The 18320-nt window shown below is 70.6% G+C and carries 14 protein-coding genes; 9 read left to right on the top strand and 5 right to left on the bottom strand.

Annotation, left to right across the window (positions count from 1 at the left end; all coding sequences use genetic code 11):
* The first annotated feature begins 22 nt into the window (after positions 1-22).
* From ACIBHY_RS44500 to ACIBHY_RS44465, 8 genes are all read left to right on the top strand, one after another.
* Positions 23-1381 (top strand): ABC transporter substrate-binding protein, encoded by a 1359-nt coding sequence (locus tag ACIBHY_RS44500; RefSeq protein ID WP_397309886.1) that lies wholly within the window; start codon positions 23-25, stop codon positions 1379-1381.
* Positions 1378-2244, top strand: a complete 867-nt coding sequence (locus ACIBHY_RS44495) for a carbohydrate ABC transporter permease (RefSeq protein WP_397258797.1) — start codon at positions 1378-1380, stop codon at positions 2242-2244. The genes ACIBHY_RS44500 and ACIBHY_RS44495 overlap by 4 nt, the downstream gene beginning before the upstream one ends.
* Positions 2241-3089, top strand: a complete 849-nt coding sequence (locus ACIBHY_RS44490; protein ID WP_397258796.1) for a carbohydrate ABC transporter permease — start codon at positions 2241-2243, stop codon at positions 3087-3089. The genes ACIBHY_RS44495 and ACIBHY_RS44490 overlap by 4 nt, the downstream gene beginning before the upstream one ends.
* A 21-nt stretch (positions 3090-3110) precedes the next feature.
* The gene (locus ACIBHY_RS44485; protein WP_397309885.1) at positions 3111-5387 is read left to right on the top strand and encodes a hypothetical protein; all 2277 of its coding nucleotides are present in this window, start codon (positions 3111-3113) and stop codon (positions 5385-5387) included.
* Complete coding sequence (locus tag ACIBHY_RS44480) at positions 5387-7579, top strand: FAD-dependent oxidoreductase (RefSeq protein WP_397258794.1); 2193 nt, start codon at positions 5387-5389, stop codon at positions 7577-7579. Before ACIBHY_RS44485 ends, ACIBHY_RS44480 begins: the two co-directional genes overlap by 1 nt.
* Positions 7579-8421 (top strand): NAD-dependent epimerase/dehydratase family protein, encoded by an 843-nt coding sequence (locus ACIBHY_RS44475; protein ID WP_397258793.1) that lies wholly within the window; start codon positions 7579-7581, stop codon positions 8419-8421. The genes ACIBHY_RS44480 and ACIBHY_RS44475 overlap by 1 nt, the downstream gene beginning before the upstream one ends.
* A 121-nt stretch (positions 8422-8542) precedes the next feature.
* A complete protein-coding gene (locus ACIBHY_RS44470) occupies positions 8543-9532 on the top strand; it encodes a trypsin-like serine peptidase (RefSeq protein WP_379637304.1) in 990 nt (329 codons plus the stop codon).
* 55 nt (positions 9533-9587) lie between these two features.
* Entirely contained in the window at positions 9588-10712 is a 1125-nt protein-coding gene (locus ACIBHY_RS44465) for a trypsin-like serine peptidase (RefSeq protein WP_397258791.1), read from the top strand.
* Positions 10713-10725: 13 nt separating this feature from the next.
* On the opposite strand, the gene ACIBHY_RS44460 is transcribed toward ACIBHY_RS44465, so the two are convergent.
* Positions 10726-11367 carry a DNA alkylation repair protein gene (locus tag ACIBHY_RS44460; protein WP_397258849.1) on the bottom strand — a complete coding sequence of 214 codons (642 nt, stop codon included), beginning with the start codon at positions 11365-11367 and terminating at the stop codon, positions 10726-10728.
* A 56-nt stretch (positions 11368-11423) separates the two neighbouring features.
* Positions 11424-11999, bottom strand: a complete 576-nt coding sequence (locus tag ACIBHY_RS44455; RefSeq protein WP_397258790.1) for a TetR/AcrR family transcriptional regulator — start codon at positions 11997-11999, stop codon at positions 11424-11426.
* A gap of 127 nt (positions 12000-12126) precedes the next feature.
* Between ACIBHY_RS44455 and ACIBHY_RS44450 the strand changes: the two genes are divergently transcribed.
* Positions 12127-13035, top strand: coding sequence for an alpha/beta hydrolase family protein (locus ACIBHY_RS44450; RefSeq protein ID WP_397258789.1), 909 nt, complete (start codon positions 12127-12129; stop codon positions 13033-13035).
* Positions 13036-13043: 8 nt separating this feature from the next.
* Here ACIBHY_RS44450 and ACIBHY_RS44445 read toward each other — a convergent pair whose 3' ends face one another.
* The 3 genes from ACIBHY_RS44445 to ACIBHY_RS44435 all read right to left on the bottom strand — a co-directional run bounded on the left by ACIBHY_RS44445 (position 13044) and on the right by ACIBHY_RS44435 (position 18302).
* The gene (locus ACIBHY_RS44445; protein ID WP_397309884.1) at positions 13044-13664 is read right to left on the bottom strand and encodes a LysE family translocator; all 621 of its coding nucleotides are present in this window, start codon (positions 13662-13664) and stop codon (positions 13044-13046) included.
* The gene (locus tag ACIBHY_RS44440; RefSeq protein ID WP_397258787.1) at positions 13664-15193 is read right to left on the bottom strand and encodes a B12-binding domain-containing radical SAM protein; all 1530 of its coding nucleotides are present in this window, start codon (positions 15191-15193) and stop codon (positions 13664-13666) included. Before ACIBHY_RS44440 ends, ACIBHY_RS44445 begins: the two co-directional genes overlap by 1 nt.
* Positions 15194-15446: 253 nt before the next feature.
* Positions 15447-18302, bottom strand: coding sequence for an NACHT domain-containing protein (locus ACIBHY_RS44435; RefSeq protein ID WP_397309883.1), 2856 nt, complete (start codon positions 18300-18302; stop codon positions 15447-15449).
* Positions 18303-18320: the final 18 nt, after the last annotated feature.

Genomic DNA, 18320 nt, shown 5'->3' with positions numbered 1-18320 from the left:
GCCCCGACGCGGGAGAGTCATCATGAAACACACCGCCGCCCTTCTCGGCTGCGCCGTCCTCGCCACGGCGCTCGCGGCGTGCGGATCACCCAGCGCCGACGACGGCGCGGTCGTGATCCGCGTGCAGGGCATGCCGCCCGCCACGGACAAGCCCGGCCTCGCCCAGTTCAAGACGATGGTCGCGGACTTCGAGCGGCAGAACCCCGGCATCAAGGTTCAGGGCTCGACGACCGCCTTCGACCCGCTGACGTTCTCCGCCAAGCTGGCCGGCGGGCGGGCCGAGGAGGTCATCAAGGTCCCCCTGACCGAGCCGCAGGGTCTCATCGCGCGCAAGCAGGTGCAGCCGCTGACCGCCGAGCTCGGCAAGTGGGCGCACTACAAAGAGTTCAACCCGCAGGTCCTGCAGCCGCTCAGCGACGGCTCCGGCCAGGTGTACGGCGTGCCGCAGGCCCCCTTCGCCCAGGGCCTGGTCTACAACCGCGAGCTGTTCACCAAGGCCGGGCTCGACCCGGACAAGCCCCCCGCCACCTGGGATGAGGTACGCGCGGCCGCCAAGAAGATCGCCGGGAAGACGGGCAAGGCCGGGTTCGTCCACGAGTCGAAGAGCAACCAGGGCGGCTGGCAGCTCACCATGCTCACCTACACCCACGGCGGCGAGATCGAGAAGGACAACGGCGGCACGTACGTCGCCGCCTTCAACGCCGAGCCTGCCAAGAAGGCGCTGACCCTGCTCAAGGAGATGCGCTGGAGCGACGACTCAATGGGCAGCAACCAGCTCAACGACCAGAACGACGTCATCAAGCGCTTCGCCGCCGGCGAGATCGGCATGTACATGGGCACGCCGGGCACCTACCGCCTGGCCAAGATGACCTACGGCATGGAGAACACCGACGCGTTCGGCATCGGCCCGCTCCCCCAGGCCGGCGGCAAGGCCACGCTGACCGGCGGCGACGTCTACCTGGTGCCCAAGTCGGTGAGCAAGGAGAAGGCCGCGGCGGCGGTGAAGTGGCTGCTGTTCGCCTACGCCCAGCCCGCCTACGACCCGGCCGCGGCGGCGGAGCGGGCCAAACAGCTCGCCGCCGACCCCGAGTCGGCGGTCGGGGTGCCGACCCTGCCGATGTTCGACGCCGCGCAGCAGGCCAAGATCGACGATGCGGTCAAGCCGCACGTGAACGTCAAGCTTGAGCATTTCGCGCCCTGGCTGGAGGGCACGCCCGCGCTCACGCTCAAGCCCGAGCCGCCCGTGCAGGCCCAGCAGGTCTACGCGGTACTCGACACGGTCGTGCAGGCGGTGCTCACCGACAAGGACGCCGACATCGACGCGCTGCTGGCCAAGGCGGAGACCGACGTGAACGCCAAGCTCGCCGCCGCCCAGCGATGATCCGCAAGAACACGCTCACGGCACTGGTCTTCCTGGTGCCCGCGCTCATCGTCTTCGGCGCCTTCTCCTGGTGGCCGATCGTGCGCGGGCTGCTGATCAGCTTCCAGAGCACCAACCTGGTCGACCCCGCCGAGTGGGTGGGGCTGGCCAACTTCACCGCCCTGTTCGCCGACCCGCTGCTCGGCGTCTCGATCCGCAACACCCTGCTGTTCGTCGGGCTGGCGCTGCTGATCGGCTTCCCGGCCCCGCTGGTGCTGGCCACGGTCATGGCCACGGTACGGCGGGCGGCCGGTATCTACCGGTTCCTCGTCTACCTGCCGGTCGTCATCCCCCCGGTGGTGGCGATCCTGCTGTGGAAGTGGTTCTACGACCCCGGGCACGGCCTGTTCAACGAGCTGTTCGGCCTGGCCGGCCTGGGACCGTTCCCGTGGCTGGACTCGCCCGGCAGCGCGATGCTCAGCCTGGTGCTCCAGTCGACGTGGGCGGGGATGGGCGGCGCCGTCCTCATCTACCTGGCGGCCATCGTCGGCATCCCCTCGGAGCTGTACGAGGCCGCCCAGATGGACGGCGCCTCCATCCGCGCCCGGATCTGGCACATCACGCTGCCGCAGCTGCGCCCGGTCATCGGGCTGCTGCTGCTCATGCAGCTCATCACCACCATGCAGGTGTTCACCGAGCCGTACGTCTTCACCGGCGGCGGCCCGGAGAACTCCACCCTGACCGTGCTGCTGCTGATCTTCCGCTACGCCTTCCAGGACGGCGCCTACGGCCAGGCCGCCGCGCTGTCGCTGCTGCTGGCGATCGTCCTGGGCATCCTGTCCGCGGTCTACCTGCGGGCCACCCGGAGCTGGAGCGCCTCATGATGATCTCGCCGGTGGAGGAGCGGCGGCCGGCCGTACGGGCGGCGCTGCGCTCGATCCAGTGGGTCACGCTCGGCCTGCTGGTGGCGCTGGGGATCGGGCCGCTCTACATGACGGTCAAGGGCGCGGTCTCGCCCTCGGCCGACCTGATCGCCAAGCCGCTGGAGCTGTGGCCGGCCGACCCGCGCCCGGAGAACTTCGCCACCGCCTGGGCCGATCTGGGCGTCGGCGGGTACCTGCTCAACACGCTGCAGGTCGTCGGCGGGGCGTGGGCGGTGCAGCTGTTCGTGGCGGTGACCGCCGGGTTCGCGCTGTCGGTGCTGCGGCCCCGGTTCGGCCGGTACGTGTACGGGGCGATTCTGGCCACGATGTTCGTCCCCTACACGGTCTCGATGGTCAGCCTGTTCATGACCGTCATCGACCTGGGGCTGGTCGACACCTACTGGGCGATCTGGCTGCCGGCGGGCGCGAGCGCGTTCAACGTGCTGCTGGCCAAGCGTTTCTTCGACGCGCTGCCCGCCGAGCTGTTCGCGGCGGCGCGCATCGACGGGGCGACCACCTGGCAACTGCTCACCAAGATCGTGCTGCCGATGAGCCGGCCGATCGTGGCGGTGATCAGCCTGCTGGCCGTCATGCACAGCTGGAAGGACTTCATCTGGCCCCTCGTGGCCATCACCGACCCGGAGAAGCAGCCGATCAGCGTCGCGCTGGCCAACCTGGCCGAGCAGGCGCCGCAGGACGAGCTGATCGCCGCCATGGCGATGGCGCTCGCCCCGCCGGTGCTGGTCTTCCTGGTCTTCCAGAAGTACATCGTCGCCGGTCTGGGATTCACCGGCGTCAAGGGCTGACAACTCGCGAAAGGCACCCCCATGCCGGACATCTCACCCCTGCCAGAAGTCTCACGACGCAACGCCCTGCAGATCGCGGGCGCGGCCGCCATCGCACCCGCCGCCGCCGTCGCACCCGCCCTCGCGCCCTCGCCCGCGCGGGCGAGCACCGCGCCGACCGCCACCGCGCCGATCACGATCGAGGCCGACGGCATCGTGCTCACCGCCGGGACCGACGGGTCGATCACGGTCGGCGACGGCGCCGACCGGATCAAGCTCACCCATTTCATGATCAAGGACAGCGTCTTAGGGCAGCAGCGCACCTTCGGCGGCACGCCCTCCCTGATCACCGTGGACGGGCGGCAGGCCATCCAGATCGCCTACGTCATGTCCGCCTCCGCCCAGGCGGTCACGGTACGCGGGATCTTCACGGTCGCCGCCCGCCGGGCCCGCCTGCGCTGGGAGGTCTCGGGCAGCACGACGCTGACCCCGACCGGCTACATGTTCGCCAGGACCCTGCTGGCGCCCTCCGCGCCCGAGCGCTACGTGCCCGCGACCAAGTGGACGCGCGATGCCCGGGGCGGCGTGCCGTACGAGATCAATGACGGCGCGCTCTACCAGGAGACGTGGAGCGACACGCAGGCCTACTTCCGGCTGGCCAAGACCACGCCCGGCTTCACGAACGCGAGCTGGATCCACGCCCCCGCCGGCGCCGACGGCGCCACCGACGTCGAGCTGGTGCTCGGCGCGATGCGTCCGGCCGCCGCCAACGCGCTGGGCGCCGGCGCGCCGCTCAGCGTCGACGTCTGGAGCGAGCAGCCCTTCGGCCTCTACGGCAGTGCCGCGCCCATGGCGCTGAAGGCCCAGGTCGTGAACGGCGCCACCGTACCACGGCAGGTGACGCTGACCTGGTGGGCCCGCGACTTCGACGGCGGCCAGGTCGGCGGCGGCACCCTGAACAGGACCCTCGCGCCCGGCGCCGTCTGGGACGAGTCGTTCACCGTCGCGGGAGCCCCGCAGGGCATCGTCTTCACCGAGGTCAAGGCGGTCGCCGGGACCGACGAGGTGTTCGCCCGCACCAACCTGGCCACGCTCAAGGACCACGTCTACCAGGCCGAGGGCCGCTTCGGCATCGCGAACTACACCTGGATGCTCGTCCCGGACAAGGCGGCCGTCGGGCAGCTGATGAAGAAGATCGGCGTCAAGTCGGTGCGCATCGCCTATGACGGCGCGCCCGGCCACTCCCCCGCCGAGCTCGACGCCCTCGGCATCCCGCACAACGTGCAGCTCGGCGGCGTCATCTTCAACGGCACGCCCGAGCAGATCACCAAGTGGGCCGACGAGAAGGCGGCGATCGCCCGCGCCTCCGGCGCCCGCTACTTCGAGGTGGCCAACGAGCTCAACCAGCCGTGGATGTCCGGTCAGAAGGCGGCCGAGTACGTCCGCGATGGGCTCAAGCCGATCCACGACCGCCTGAACGGCTCCGGCATCAAGCTCATGAACTGCGGCCTCGGCGGCATGGACGTCAACTGGACCGCGAACTTCCACAAGGCGGGCGGCTGGCCGCTCATCGACGTCTTCGCCTTCCACCCGGGGCGCGGCAACTTCACCCCGGACTACGCGCCGCCGCCGTCGGAGTGGCAGCAGGGCGAGAACGGCACGTACTGGAACTTCCTCGGCGCGCTGCGCGAGGCGCGCAGGACCGTCGACGCGCACGGCGGCGGCAAGGAGCTCTGGCTGACCGAGGCGTACGCCTGCACCCGGCCCAACCGCTGGTGGAACGACAACCACCGGCAGGCGGCGGAGAACGTGCTGCTCACGCTGGCCCTGGCGCTGTCGGAGGGGGTGGACGGCGTGAACTGGTACCAGCCCCACGACAGCACGATCCACCACCCGCAGGAGGCCGACCCGAACAACGCCGAGTACCACTTCGGCCTCATGAACCGCGACACCAGCGTCAAGGCGGCCCTGCTGGCCTTCGCCACGGCCACCAGGACGCTGGAGGGCGCCAGGTTCGTCACGTGGATGACCTTCAAGGACCAGCAGGTCAAGGGCCTGCGGTTCGACGGGTTCGCCATCCTGTGGACCCGCGCGGACGGCTACCACCTGAACGCCGACCACGGCCCCGACCAGTGGTACCCGCACAAGGAGGCGTGGGTGGACCACTGGCCGACCAAGACGCGGCTCACCGTGGCGGCCAAGGGCGCGCACGTGCGCGTCGTGGACTGCATCGGCCGCGAGACCCGGGTCCCGGTGAAGAACGGCAAGGTGACGCTGACTCTGGACGGCGCGCCCCGCATCTACTACGGATTGTGCTAATGCGACAAGAAACCATAAAAGCTGACATCACGGTGGTCGGCGGCGGCCTGGCGGGAACCTGCGCCGCCATCGCCGCCGCCCGCCTCGGCCGTACCGTCGCCCTGGTCAACAACCGGCCGGTGCTCGGCGGCAACTCCAGCAGCGAGGTCCGCGTCTGGGTCTGCGGCGCCACCGGCCACGGCAAGAACCACCACGCCCGCGAGGGCGGCATCATGGGCGAGCTGTTCGTCGAGAACCAGTACCGCAACCCGCACGGCAACCCCTACTTCTGGGACACCACGATCCTCGACGCCGTCCGCGCCGAGCCGAACCTCTCCGTCTTCCTCAACACCGACGTCCGCCACGTCACCGCCGGCCCCGGCGGCATCGAGTCGGTCACCGGCTGGATGATGGGCTCGGAGCGGGAGATCACCTTCGAGTCCGGGCTCTTCCTCGACTGCACCGGCGACGGCCTGGTCGGCCACCTCGCCGGCGCGAGCCACCGCATCGGGCGCGAGGGCCGCGAGGAGTACGGCGAGCCGTGGGCGCCGGAGGTCCCCGACGACATCACGCTCGGCAGCACGCTGCTGTTCTACACCAAGGACGCGGGCGAGCCCGTCCGCTACGTCCCGCCGGACTTCGCCAAGGACATCACCCGGACCTCCATCCCCGAGCGCCGCATCATCAAGGCCGGCGACAACGGCTGCGCCTACTGGTGGATCGAGTTCGGCGGCGAACTCGACACCGTCCACGACAACGACCGCATCCGCGACGAGCTCTGGTCGGTCATCTACGGCATCTGGGACCACATCAAGAACTCGGGCCAGTTCGACGCCGACACGATGACACTCGAATGGGTGGGCGCGCTGCCCGGCAAGCGCGAGTACCGCCGCCTGCTCGGCGACTACGTGCTCACCCAGCACGACGTGCTCGGCCAGACGCCGTTCGAGGATCGCGTCGCCTTCGGCGGCTGGTCCATCGACCTGCACCCGCCGCAGGGCATGTACGCCACCGAGGCCGGGGCCAGGCAGCAGTACGCCGACGGGATCTACCACATCCCCTACCGCTCGCTCTACTCGGTCGACGTGCCCAATCTGCTCATGGCCGGCCGCAACATCTCCGCCTCGCACGTGGCCTTCGGCTCCACCCGCGTCATGGCCACCTGCGCGACGATCGGCCAGGCCGCGGGCACCGCCGCCGCCCTGTGCGCCGCGACGGGCGCGCGACCGCGTGACCTGCCGGTCGCCGACCTGCAACGCACCCTGCTGCGCGAGGACGCCTCCGTCGTCGGCCTGCGCTACGACGACCCCGCCGACCTCTGCGGCACGGCCGCCGCCACCGCGTCCGGCACCCTCACCCGGCTCGTGGCCGACACCCCGCAGGAGGCGTGGCGGCTCGACGCCGACGCCGGGATCGTGCTGCCGGTGGACCCGTCGCTCACCGGGGTACGGCTGCTGCTCGACGCCGCCGGCGACACCACGCTCACCGTCGAGTTGCACGACCCGGTGCTCGGCCAGAACTACGTGCCGCGCGAGCTGGTCGCCACCCGGGAGATCGCGCTCGCGGCCGGTGAGAAGCAGTGGGCGGAGCTGGGCCTGGACTGGCACCCGGAGACAGCGCGCAACGCCTTCCTGCTGGTCAAGGCCAATCCCCTGGTGTCCCTGCACGTGGCGGACCAAGCCACTCCCGGGGTGCTGTGCTTCACGCGGGTGCCGCTGCCGCCGCAGGCCGAGTCGCCGCAGCCGCTGCGGGAGTGGAGTGACCGGGGGTTGCTGCGCCGTACCTTCTGCCTGGAGACGGGGGTGACGGCGGCCTTCGCGCCGGGCAAGGCGCTCGACGGCTACCAGCGCCCCTACGCCGGGCCGCACATGTGGGTCTCGGCCACGCTGCCCGCCGAACTGGAGCTGCGCTGGCCGGAGCCGGTGACGATCGGGCGGGTGGAGGTCATCGCCGACGACGACGTCAACGAGGATCTGATCAATCTGCATCATCACCGCACGCCGTTCGAGATCATCCCGACGCTCGTGCGCGACTACCGCGTCGAGGCGCTCGCCGGCGGGCGGTGGCGGCAGGTCGCCGAGACCCGCGGCAACCGCCGCAGGCGGATCGCGCACCCGCTGCCCGAGCCCGTGACGGCGGAGGGGCTGCGGATCGTCGTCGAGGCGTCGAACGGGGCGCCCTCCGCGCACCTGATCGCGGTCAGGGCCTACTGATGGAGCGCGTGCTGGTGACCGGCGCCGCGGGGCGGATCGGGCGGTCGGTACTCGGCCTGCTGCAGGCGCGGGGCGTCGAGGCGGTCGCGCTGGAACGTTCGGACCCCGGCGATCTGCCCGTCGCGCGGGTGGTGACCGGCGACGCGACCGATCCCGCGGCGGTCAGGCGGGCTCTGGACGGCGTGGACGCGGTGATCCACCTCGCCGCCATCGCCACGCCGGAGTGGCTGCCCGCCGAGCAGGTGTTCGGGCTGAACACGCTGGCCACCTTCACCGTGCTGGAGCAGGCCGGGCTGGCGGGGGTGCGCCGGGTGTGCCTGGCCAGCTCGATGGCGGCCGACGGGGTGCCGTTCGCGGCGCGGGAACTTCATCCGGCCTACGTGCCGGTGGACGAGCGGCTGCCGTCGCAGTCCGAGGACCCCTATGCGCTGTCCAAGCAGGTCGACGAGCTGACCGCGGCGACGATGGCGCGGCGGCACGGGATGGGGATCGTGGCGTTGCGCCTGCCGTACGTGGGCGGGTTCGATGAGCGGCTCGACGCGTTCGCCGCGCGTTGCGCCGCCGACCCCGGCGCGCACGCCCGCGGCTACTGGGCCTACCTGGAGACGCGCGACGCCGCCCGCGCGTGCGTGCTGGCCCTGGGGGTGCCGGGTCCCGGCGTGGAGGTGGTGAACGTCTGCGCGCCCGAGACGATGGCGAAGGAGCCGACCGAGGACCTGCTGCGCCGCTACCACCCCGACGCGGAGGTACGCGCTCCGCTGCCCGGCCGGACGGTCCCGGTGGACCTGTCGAAGGCGGAGCGGCTGCTGGGTTTCACGGCCGAATACCGGCTACAGATGTGACACCAGATAATCGACGGCATTAATGCCCGAATATCGCTATATCCGTTCGCGTAAATCTTGAGAAATCGGGATATTGGCACCGCTACCTTCCAACCCCAGGTCCGGTTTCGGGAGGTACGTAATGCACCGCAGAGTCGCTCTGCTTTCCCTCGTCACCCTCGCGGCCGGGAGCTTCCTGCTCCCGGCCGGGGCGGCGCAGGCCGCGGCGGGCCCCAAGCCCGCCGCCAAAGCCGCCGCAGACAGCAAGTCCGAGCAGCGCGAGGTCCTGTCCTACTGGACCCCGCAGAAGATGGAGGACGCGCAGCCGCTCACTCCCCCCGCGCCCAAGGCCAACGCCAAGCACGGCCCCGGCACCCCCGGCGAGCCGACCACGGGCAACCCCTGGGGAGTCCCGCCCACCGGCACCCCCCAGCAGCAGGCCCAGGCCAGCGGCGGCGCCCCGTGGACCCGCGGCGGCGCCGTGGCGCAGACCACCGGCCGGGTCTTCTTCACCTACCAGGGCCGCAACGCCTCGTGCTCGGGTTCGGCCGTGACCAGCGCCAACGAGAGCGTCGTCATCACCGCCGGGCACTGCGTCAAAATGGGCGGCGCCTTCCACACCAACTGGGTCTTCGTGCCCGGCTACAACGCCGGACAGCGGCCCCACGGCACCTGGCCGGCCACCAGACTGCTCACCACGCCGCAGTGGAACGCCCGTGAGGACATCAACTTCGACATGGCCGCGGCGGTCGTCGCGCCCCTGTCCGGCAAGACCCTGACGGACGTGGTGGGCGGGCAGGGCGTCTCCTTCAACCAGGGCCGGAGGGTGCAGATGCACGCGTTCGGCTACCCGGCGGCGGCGCCGTACGACGGGTCGAAGCTGATCTACTGCGCCGGGCGGACCTTCGACGACTTCCTGCTCTCCCGCGACCACGGCCTGACATGTAACATGACCGGTGGTTCGAGCGGGGGTCCATGGTTCCAGAGTTTCAACGAGAGTTCCGGGCTGGGCACGCTCAACTCGGTCAACAGCTTCAAATACAACTTCGCCCCCAACTGGATGTTCGGCCCATACTTCGGGGCAGAAGCCCAGGCCGTCTACAACTCCGCCCAGAGCACCGACGCCCTCTGACGAATTTACCGAAAGTAGTCACAAGAACACCCGTCGTAGTGCACACTCGGGGTTCATGACCCTGAGCACCCCCCTGCTTGCGGCGGCACCGCTCGTCGCGGGACTGGTGGGACCGGCACTCATCGGCGCGACGGCGCTCGCGCCCGCCCATCAGCCAGCCGACCGCCCGTCCGTCACCAGCGTCGAGCGCGCGGCACCCCGCGCCGAGGTCGTCGAGCACGTCGCCGCCCGCACACCCGCGGACCAGCGGCGCGTGCTCGGCTACTGGACACCTCAGCGGATGGCCGGAGCTCTGCCGATCGACATGCTCGGCCTCGTCATGAAGGGCGGCGGGCTGCTCAGCGGACTGTCCAGCAGGTCCGGCGTCGGCACGGCGCCCGAGGTGGCCGGGGGCGCGGCCAAGATCGTCACCCGCGAGCTGCCCGGCAAGGCGGCGGTCCCCGGGCTGGCGGGCGGCGCGACTCCACGGCACCAGTCGGCCAGGCCCCAGGCCACGACCTCCGGCTCCCGCTGGGTGACCGGCGGCCTGGTGTCCAAGACCACCGGCCGGGTCTTCCTCACCGTGGGCGGCGTCGACTTCGTGTGCTCCGCCGGCACCGTCAGGAGCGCCAACCGCGACGTCGTCGTCACGGCGGGCCACTGCGTGAAGGACGGGGCCGGGGATTGGGCGGACAACTGGACGTTCGTACCCGGGTACCAGGAGGGCGGGGGGCAGCCGTACGGGGCGTACACGGCCAGGCGGATGTTCGTCGCCGGCCCGTGGTCGCGCAGCGGCGACGACAGCTACGACGTGGGCATGGTCGCCCTGAACACCTCGCGGGGCAAGCACGTGGCCGACGTGGTCGGCACCCAGGAGATCGCCTTCAACGGCGGCAGAGGCGGCCAGGCCTATGGCTTCGGCTACCCGGCCGACCCCCCGTACGACGGCGAGCGCCTGTTCTACTGCGCGGGCCGCCTGCGCAACGACCCCTACGGCCAGACCCGCGACCAGGGCCTGGGCTGCGACATGACCGCGGGCTCAAGCGGCGGCCCGTGGCTGACCCGCTTCGACCCCGCGACCGGCAAGGGCACGGTGACCTCGGTCAGCAGCTTCAAGTACTCCGACGACCAGGGCACCATGTACGGCCCCTACTTCGGCGACTCCGCCCGCGCCCTCTTCACCACCGCCCAGAACGCCTGACGGCCTCGCCCGGCTAGGCGTGCTGGCGGCGCACCATTTCGGCGATCCAGACGGGCGCGAACGGAGACGTGCAACCCGGGGACGTCGGGTAGTCCTTGAGCACCTCCAGGCGTTCACCGATGCCGACGGCACGGGCGCGGTGCTCGGCGTGCTCGATCCCGATCTGCGCCAGGCAGTGGTTCATCGCCCACTGCAGGCGATCCGGGGCGCCCTTCATCTCCGCCTCGATGACGTCGAGCAGCCCTGCCAGGTCGAGGACGCCAGGCTGCTTCGCCACACGTTCGGTGGTCAGCGCCCAGCCCGCGCTCGCCACGACCGGATCCGGATCGGCGTACCAGGCCACGCGCAGCTCTTCGACGTGCGGGTTCTTCTTCACCACGTAGTTCACGAGCCAGTCGTGCACCTTGGGCGTGCCGGCGTCGCGAACCATGGCGTCCAGTTCGTCGCGCTCGAACGCCTTCGGGCGGCAGATCAGGAGCGCCAGCAGCCTCGCCGCGGTGTCGCCCGTCTTCCACAGCTCACGGGCGAGTTCTTGCTGTGTCTTCAGCCGCTTGGCGAGGGCGCGCAGCTTGGTGAGGTTCACGCCGTGGTCGTCGCCGTGTCGCTCGTTCACCTCGCGGATCTTCGGGTCCTCGAGTACGGCCAGCTCGGCCATCACCTCGGCCACCGTGGTCTCGGCCACCCCAACCTCCCGTCCGTCACGTACGGGGCTCAGCCTACGTGCCGGCGCAGCCCTGCGACCAGGAGCGCGACCAGGCGGCGGGCGTCGTAGCGGGGGTCGGTCTCGGCGCCGACGCAGAGGTTTCCGATGCCACGCATGAGCTGGTACGCGTCAAGGCCGGAGCGGATCTCACCGGAGGCGGCGGCGGCTTCGAGGAGCTGGGCGCACACCGGCAGGAGTCGGTCGAGGAAGTAGGCGTGCAGGGTCTCGAAGCCGGTGCCGTCGTTCCGCATCGCGGCGGCGAGGCCGTGCTTGGTGACCAGGAAGTCGACGAAGAGGCCGATCCAGCTTTCGAGGGCGGCGCGCGGGGTCGGGCTGGATGCCAGCAGGGCCGGTCCGGCTTCGGCGCAGGCGTCGACCTGGTGCCGGTACACGGCGATGACGAGGTCCGCCCGGGTGGGGAAGTGGCGGTAGATCGTGCCGATGCCGACCCCGGCCTTGGCCGCGATGTCGCGCACCGGTGCTTCCACGCCCGCGGTGACGAAGACCGCGGCGGCCGCGTCCAGCAGGGCCTGCTGGTTGCGGCGGGCGTCCTTGCGCTTGGACCCGGTCGCGCTGTCGTTCACGGCGGGACTCCTTCCGAGAGACTTGCGAAGCGGAACCGTGTTCCGTATTGTTAGCGGAGCAGTGTTCCGTTTTTCCCATGATGGCAGATCAGAGGTCTGCCGGCCAATCCGAATGGAGAGCACTTCCATGTCCCACCCGAACGCCACGGTGGTGTCCGCGCACCCGGTCGTCCTGCCCGCCCCCGGCCGCGGCGAGGACCTGCGGGTCCACGTCTCGGCCCCCGCCACGGGCAGCGGCCTGCCCGTCATCGTCTTCTCGCACGGCTTCGGCTCGTCGATGAACGGCTACGCCCCCCTGGCCGACCACTGGGCCGCCGCCGGTTTCGTCGTCCTGCGGCCCACCCACCTCGACTCCAGAACGCTCGCGCTCCCGGCCGAAGACCCCAGAACGCCGGACATCTGGCGCATCCGCATCCACGACCTGACCCGCGTCCTGGACGGGCTCGACATCCTCGAAGCCTCGGTGCCGGGTCTCGGTGGGCGCGTCGACCGCGACCGCGTCGCCGTGGCCGGACACTCCTGGGGTGCGCAGACGGCGAGCACGCTGCTGGGCGCGCGCGTCCTGGACGCCGCGGGCGTCCCCGGCGAGGACCTGTCCGACCCCCGCGTCAAGGCGGGAGTACTGCTCGCGCTCACCGGTCTGGGCGACGACCTGGTCCCGTTCGCCGCCGAGCACTTCCCCTTCATGAGGCCGTCCTTCGACACCATGACCACACCGGCCCTCATCGTCGCCGGCGACAACGACCAGTCCCACCTGTCCACCCGCGGACCGGACTGGTTCGTCGACCCGTTCCTCCACAGCCCGGCGGACAAGAGCCTCCTCACACTGTTCGGTGCGGAGCACTCGCTGGGCGGCATCGCCGGCTACGAGGCGGCCGAGACGACGGACGAGAACCCCGCACGCGTCGCGCTGATCCAGCGGCTCACCACGGCCTTCCTCCGCAGCGCCCTCTACCCGGAGGACACCGCGTGGAAGGCGGCGGCCACCGCCCTGGAGCAGGACCCCAGCCCGCTGGGCACGCTGCGCGGCAAGTAGCGGACGTCTCACCACCGAAGCGACAGGTGGATGAGGGACCAGGCGGCGAAGCCGAAGAAGACCAGGGCCACCAGCCGGCTGATCGCGGGGGCCGCCCTGCCGTACGCCTGCCGCAACGCGGGAAGGCCTGAGATCCAGGACAGCAGCGCGCCCGAGGCCAGGCAGCCGAGGAGACCGGCGGCCAGGAAGAGCGGGATCGTGGCCACGGTGAGCAGTTCGATGCGGTCGCCGAGCACGGCGGTGAAGACGGCGAGGGTCACCGGGTAGCTCTTGGGGTTGGTCATGCCGAAGGCGGCGCCCTGCAGCATCGCCCGCCTGCCGGTGAAGGCCGCCGCCCGCTGCGGGGTGTCCGCGGCGGCCAGGGCCCGTACGCCCAGGTAGATCAGGTAGAGGGCGCTGGCCATGGTCAGGGCGGCGAAGAAGACGGGCGAGATCAGCCGCACCCATCGCAACGCCACCAGCGCCAGCGCCGACCACACCAGGTCGCCCGCCAGGTGACCCAGCACGAAGACGAAGCTGGAGCGGCGGCCGCCACTGGCCCCGAGGTGGAGCACCATCAGCACGCCCGGCCCGGGGGTCAGGACGACGAGGGCGCAGGACAGGACAGTGGCGGCCAGCAGTGAGAGCACTAGAACGATCCGAGGGTGGCCTGGGTGATGCGGCCGGAGCCGGTGACGGTGCCGACCCGTTCCGCGTAGGAGCGGATGGAGTGGGTGGCGTCGATGAGCTCGTCCCAGGTCGAGTGGCTGAAGATCTTGCACCAGTCCTTGGAGACCTCGTCGAAGTCCACGATGTCGCTCGTGCCGTACTTGGCGGGCATGAGGTCGAGCAGTTCCTCGTCGTAGATCTCGAAACCCCGCTCCTTGGCGACCTGCCTGGCGAGGTCGGGGTTCATCATCCATTTTCCGGTCAGGGCGCCGAAGTCGGGATAGAGCGGCTGGGCTTCCAGCGAGGCCATCATCTCGTTGTCGATCAGCCAGCGCCCGAACTTGACCGTGTTCTCCAGGCTTTCGGCGTTCTCGCCGGGTCCGCCCAGGACCAGCGAGCCGTGGATCAGGATTCCGGCGTCCTGGAACAGGTGGCAGGCCCGCTGGTTGTTCTCCAGGCTGTCGCGCGGGCCCTTGAGTACCTTGAGCATCCTGGTGTCGCCCGCCTCAAGGCCCATGTTCACCCGGTAGACGCCGAGCTTCTGGTAGAGCTCGACCAGGCGCGGAGTGGTCTCGGCCGCCTGCGTGTACACGAAGAACTTCGGGTCGCCGATGTCGTCCGGTTTGGCGTCGACCACGGCCTTGATCCAGCGCGGTGAGCTGCTCATGCTGTCGAACGCCTCGTAGAAGATCGAGGCCGAGATCTGCTCCTGAGCGGTGCGCACGTCGTTCCAGAACATCTCAGGGGAGGAGAAGCGCAGGCTCAGGTCCATGATGCCGCAGAAATGGCAGGGCGCCTTCACCCGCGCGCACCCTCGGGCGCGGTTCATGGTGGTGACGCCGGTGACCTCCTCGTCGTCGTGGAAACCGCCATACCGGTTCAGGTAGTTGTCCAGGTACCGCTCCCAGTTGTTGTCCGGCATCAACGTGCGGTCGGGCACGGGGATGGCGTCCAGGATCATGGTCTTGAACGCGCCGCCGCTGCCCTTGATCTCGTCCGGGGGAATCTCCGGCAGGCGGTTGTGGGCGAGCCCGTCGGGCGTGCGGTAGAGGAGCTCGGGCACGGAGTCGATCGGGCGCTCCCCCTTCACCGCGCTCACCAGGGCGGACAGGGCGAACTCGCCGACGTCGGCGGCGCACACGTAGTCGACGGCCTCGCGGTGCTTCAGGATCCGCTCGGCCATGGCCGTGGCCTGGTCGTTGCCGAAGACCGTGACGGCGCCGGCGTTCTTGCCGAGTTCGGCCAGCCGCAGCGCGTTTCCGTAGGACGTGGCCAGCACGCCCACGCCGAGGATGTCGGGATCGAGGTCCCTGACGAGCTGTTCGATCTCCGCCATGGGCGTGATCTGGCCGTCGACGGCGATCACGTCCAGGTCGGGGTGGTCGCGTCGCAGCACCGTCGCCAGTGAGACGACGCCGAGAGCGGGGAACGTGCCGTCGTTCGCGATCGAGGAGACATCGGCGTCGCTGCCGGCGTTGACGAGCAGGACACTCTGTACCTTCTTGGTCATCGAGTACCTCTCAGCGGGTTCCAGGCCGACGTGCCGGTCCAGCCGTACGGGCAGGCAACCCCGCGGGCACACACAGTGAGGCCGGACCGTTTCGCACGGTCAACGGCTTCCCCCAGGCCAGAGCGCGTGGCTGTCCGACCACGACGGCTCCATGCGCCCACTGTCGCCCACGATCGCGGGCAGGCTCAATGATCCGGACAGATAGAATTGACAGTGGTCATCCGCTATTGACATCCTTCATGCCCTAGGTGTATTAGCGGGAATGCAGGCGCAGGATCCGGCTCATCAGCCGCTGTCCGGCGATCGAGCCGCGCGAGACCTCGTCGACCACCTCGCTCACCTGGCTCTCCCGCAGCGTGGCCATGTCCCCGGCGATCGCCCTGATGACGGCCTCGGTGATCACGTGGTCACTGAGGTAGTGCACGTACTCGGCCAGGGCCAGGTAGGAGCGGGCGCGGCCGTCCTCGTTCGGGCCGCGCAGGACCAGAATCTCCAGGATCTCGCGCAGCAGCGACTTGCCGCCGTTCCAGGACAGGGCGGCGCCGAGCACGGGTTCCAGCGCGTGCAGGAAGAGCGTCTCGTGCGGCAGGAACGAGAACAGCACACCCTGGCGGGCCCGCAGGTACGCGCCGGTGTCGGGCGGGGCGATCCAGGAGGTGTCCATCGGGGTGAGGTCCCAGGTGGAACCGGTGTCCAGGGCGAGCTCCAGGTCGGCGGGGCCGCCGACGGCGGCGGCCCCGCCGACGGACGTGGCCCGCACCACCCTGGTCAGGCTGTCCCACTCCTCGTTGGCCAGCTGGGAACGCCACAGCAGCGCGAAGCGCCGCCACTCGGTGAAGGGGTCCTCGTGGCCGGGCCGTACCCGGGACCAGAGGAGGCGGGCGGGGTCGCAGGCGAGGGCGACCTTCAGCAGGTTGGCCGTGTAGTAGGCGTTGCGGCGGGCGGGTCCGGCGGTCCACGGGCGGTAGCCGGGGTGGGCGAGCTGGTCGCGCAGGTCGGCGAGCGCGAACAGGCGGGTGGCCAGCCCGCGCCAGGCCGGGTCGGCCGACTCGCGCAGAAACGTGATCACGGGCGGCCTGGTGGAGAGCGTCGACCAGGACAGCAGCGTGCCGAGCATGCCGTCGCTGACCTCCTCCACGACCAGGCGCGACTCCTGGACCACCATGTCGTCCAGGAGCCTGCCGATCAGCCGGGCGATCAGGAACTCGCCGAACGTGGCGTGCAGAAACTCGTAGGTCTGCAGGATCTCGCCGCCGTCGCGGGTGGCCTGGGCCTGGTGGACGAAGAAGAAGCGGCCGAACGCCTGCTCACCGGCGGTCAGCGGGGTGGCCAGCGAGGTGGGGCGGCGGGCGGACAGGCGCAGCGCCTCCAGGTCCGCGTCCACCTCGGCGGCGGTCGCCCACTGGCGGCCCCGGTTGAACATCGCGAACGCGACGATGCCCAGCAGCAGCAGTTCCTTCTCCACCAGGGCCGGGATCCGCTCGCGCGGGTGGCTCTTCTCCAGTTCCCGCTCGGCGAAGGCGCGCATGAGGCGCTCGTACAGCTCGGCCTCGCCGATGCGGTCGGCCAGGTTCCTGCGCAGGGCGTTGCCGTAGGCGTCGTAGAGGGCCAGCATGAGCAGGAGCAGCGGCTGCTCGGCCAGGTTGCGCTGCGCGCGGGCGACCTCCATGGACAGCGGCCGCAGTCCCGCCTCGTCGAAGTAGGCGGCATTGGCGTGGTTCCACACCTCCAGCCACTGCTCGATCTCCTCCAGATCGAACGGCTCCAGCCGCGTCACCAGCGAGCCCTCGGGGTAGTCGACGCGGTCGGCCACCGCCGTACGGGAGGTCACGATCACCGCGACGGCGCGCCCCGCGTCGAGCTCGCGCTGCTGGAAGCGGGCCACCTTGGCCAGGTAGTCGGACTGCCGCACACCGGTGGCCTGCAGCAGTTCGTCGAAGCCGTCGAGGATCACGACGGGCAGCGCGCCGTCGGCCGCCCTCGCCAGGTCGGGCCAGTGCAGCCGCTCGCCGCTGAGCTGGTAGACGGCCTGTTCGATCTGCTCCTGTACGTCCGCGCCGGCCGCCACGTCGCGCAACGGCACCCGGACGGGCACGAAGTCGGCGGGCAGGCGGGCGGCGAGCACCTTGGTCAGCACCGACTTGCCCGCCCCCGGCTGGCCGAGGACCATGAGCGGCGTCCTGCCCGCCTCCGGCGAGGTGAGGTAGCCGGCGAGGAAGCGCGGCAGACCGTCGCGCACCTCACGCTCGCTCCACCACGCCTCCTGGCTGGGGTCCTCCGCGCGCTCCGGCCGGCCCGAGCGGAAGCGCGGGGTGACGTAGGCGTCGCCCAGGCTGGGCAGCGCCAGCCCGGCGGGCACGTCTCCGGTCTCGGCGACCGGGCGGCGCAGCGCCGCCTGGTGGAGTTTGCCCAACGCCGCCAGCTGTGCGTCCTGCGCGCGGGCCGGGGCCAGGCCGTCGAGCAGCCGTGCCAGATCGGCCAGCCGCGCCCGGGTGGCCTGGTGCTCGACCATCGCCGACCAGAACCCGAATTCCGGCACGTCCATGGCCAGCCTGCGGTAGCCGTCCTCGTACCTGCGGATGGCCGCCGTGGCGAGTGAGCTGTCGAAGACCCACTCCCGCTGGTGCTCCTGCAGCCGTTCCCAGAGGCTCAGCCCTTCCGCGAAGCTCCGCAGCGCGCCGCGCAGCCGCTCGTACCGTACGAGGATGACGCTCTTGGCCTCCTCGAACGGCAGTTGCGGCGACGGGCAGACCGGGCTGCCCAGATCCACTCCGCGCAGCAGCGTGACCTGCTCCGACTTGCTCATGCGCAGCTCACGGGCGCTGAACGGCAGTTCGATCCCGTCCAGCGCCTCGAAGAACGCGGTGAGCACCAGGATGGTGTGCGCCGCTTCGATGCGGTCCGTACGGCCGCGCCACTCCTTGCCCGCCCGCCAGTCCCGCCACCGCCCGAGCAGGTCGTTGCCGACCCGGATCAGCTCGCCCTTGGCGTCGATCAGGTCCCAGAGCCCCAAAGTGGCGGCCCCGAGAACCGTGTCGAGCGCTCTGACCGCCGGGTCGTCGCCGCCCAGTAACCGCACGGCGTCGGCATACCGGTACTCCCTCGCCATGCCGCCGATTATTGCGGG

The sequence above is a fragment of the Nonomuraea sp. NPDC050547 genome (assembly GCF_044457345.1).
Taxonomy (GTDB): domain Bacteria; phylum Actinomycetota; class Actinomycetes; order Streptosporangiales; family Streptosporangiaceae; genus Nonomuraea.
This window is presented reverse-complemented; position numbering and strand designations above follow the sequence as displayed.

Excerpts from the sequence above, each read along its gene's own strand:
- ACIBHY_RS44450 (WP_397258789.1), top strand. The coding sequence starts at position 12,127 with ATGTCCCACCCGAACGCCACGGTGGTGTCCGCGCACCCGGTCGTCCTG.
- ACIBHY_RS44465 (WP_397258791.1), top strand. The coding sequence starts at position 9,588 with ATGACCCTGAGCACCCCCCTGCTTGCGGCGGCACCGCTCGTCGCGGGA.
- ACIBHY_RS44440 (WP_397258787.1), bottom strand. The coding sequence starts at position 15,193 with ATGACCAAGAAGGTACAGAGTGTCCTGCTCGTCAACGCCGGCAGCGAC.
- ACIBHY_RS44435 (WP_397309883.1), bottom strand. The coding sequence starts at position 18,302 with ATGGCGAGGGAGTACCGGTATGCCGACGCCGTGCGGTTACTGGGCGGC.
- ACIBHY_RS44470 (WP_379637304.1), top strand. The coding sequence starts at position 8,543 with ATGCACCGCAGAGTCGCTCTGCTTTCCCTCGTCACCCTCGCGGCCGGG.
- ACIBHY_RS44485 (WP_397309885.1), top strand. The coding sequence starts at position 3,111 with ATGCCGGACATCTCACCCCTGCCAGAAGTCTCACGACGCAACGCCCTG.
- ACIBHY_RS44490 (WP_397258796.1), top strand. The coding sequence starts at position 2,241 with ATGATGATCTCGCCGGTGGAGGAGCGGCGGCCGGCCGTACGGGCGGCG.
- ACIBHY_RS44460 (WP_397258849.1), bottom strand. The coding sequence starts at position 11,367 with ATGGCCGAGCTGGCCGTACTCGAGGACCCGAAGATCCGCGAGGTGAAC.
- ACIBHY_RS44500 (WP_397309886.1), top strand. The coding sequence starts at position 23 with ATGAAACACACCGCCGCCCTTCTCGGCTGCGCCGTCCTCGCCACGGCG.
- ACIBHY_RS44480 (WP_397258794.1), top strand. The coding sequence starts at position 5,387 with ATGCGACAAGAAACCATAAAAGCTGACATCACGGTGGTCGGCGGCGGC.
- ACIBHY_RS44475 (WP_397258793.1), top strand. The coding sequence starts at position 7,579 with ATGGAGCGCGTGCTGGTGACCGGCGCCGCGGGGCGGATCGGGCGGTCG.
- ACIBHY_RS44495 (WP_397258797.1), top strand. The coding sequence starts at position 1,378 with ATGATCCGCAAGAACACGCTCACGGCACTGGTCTTCCTGGTGCCCGCG.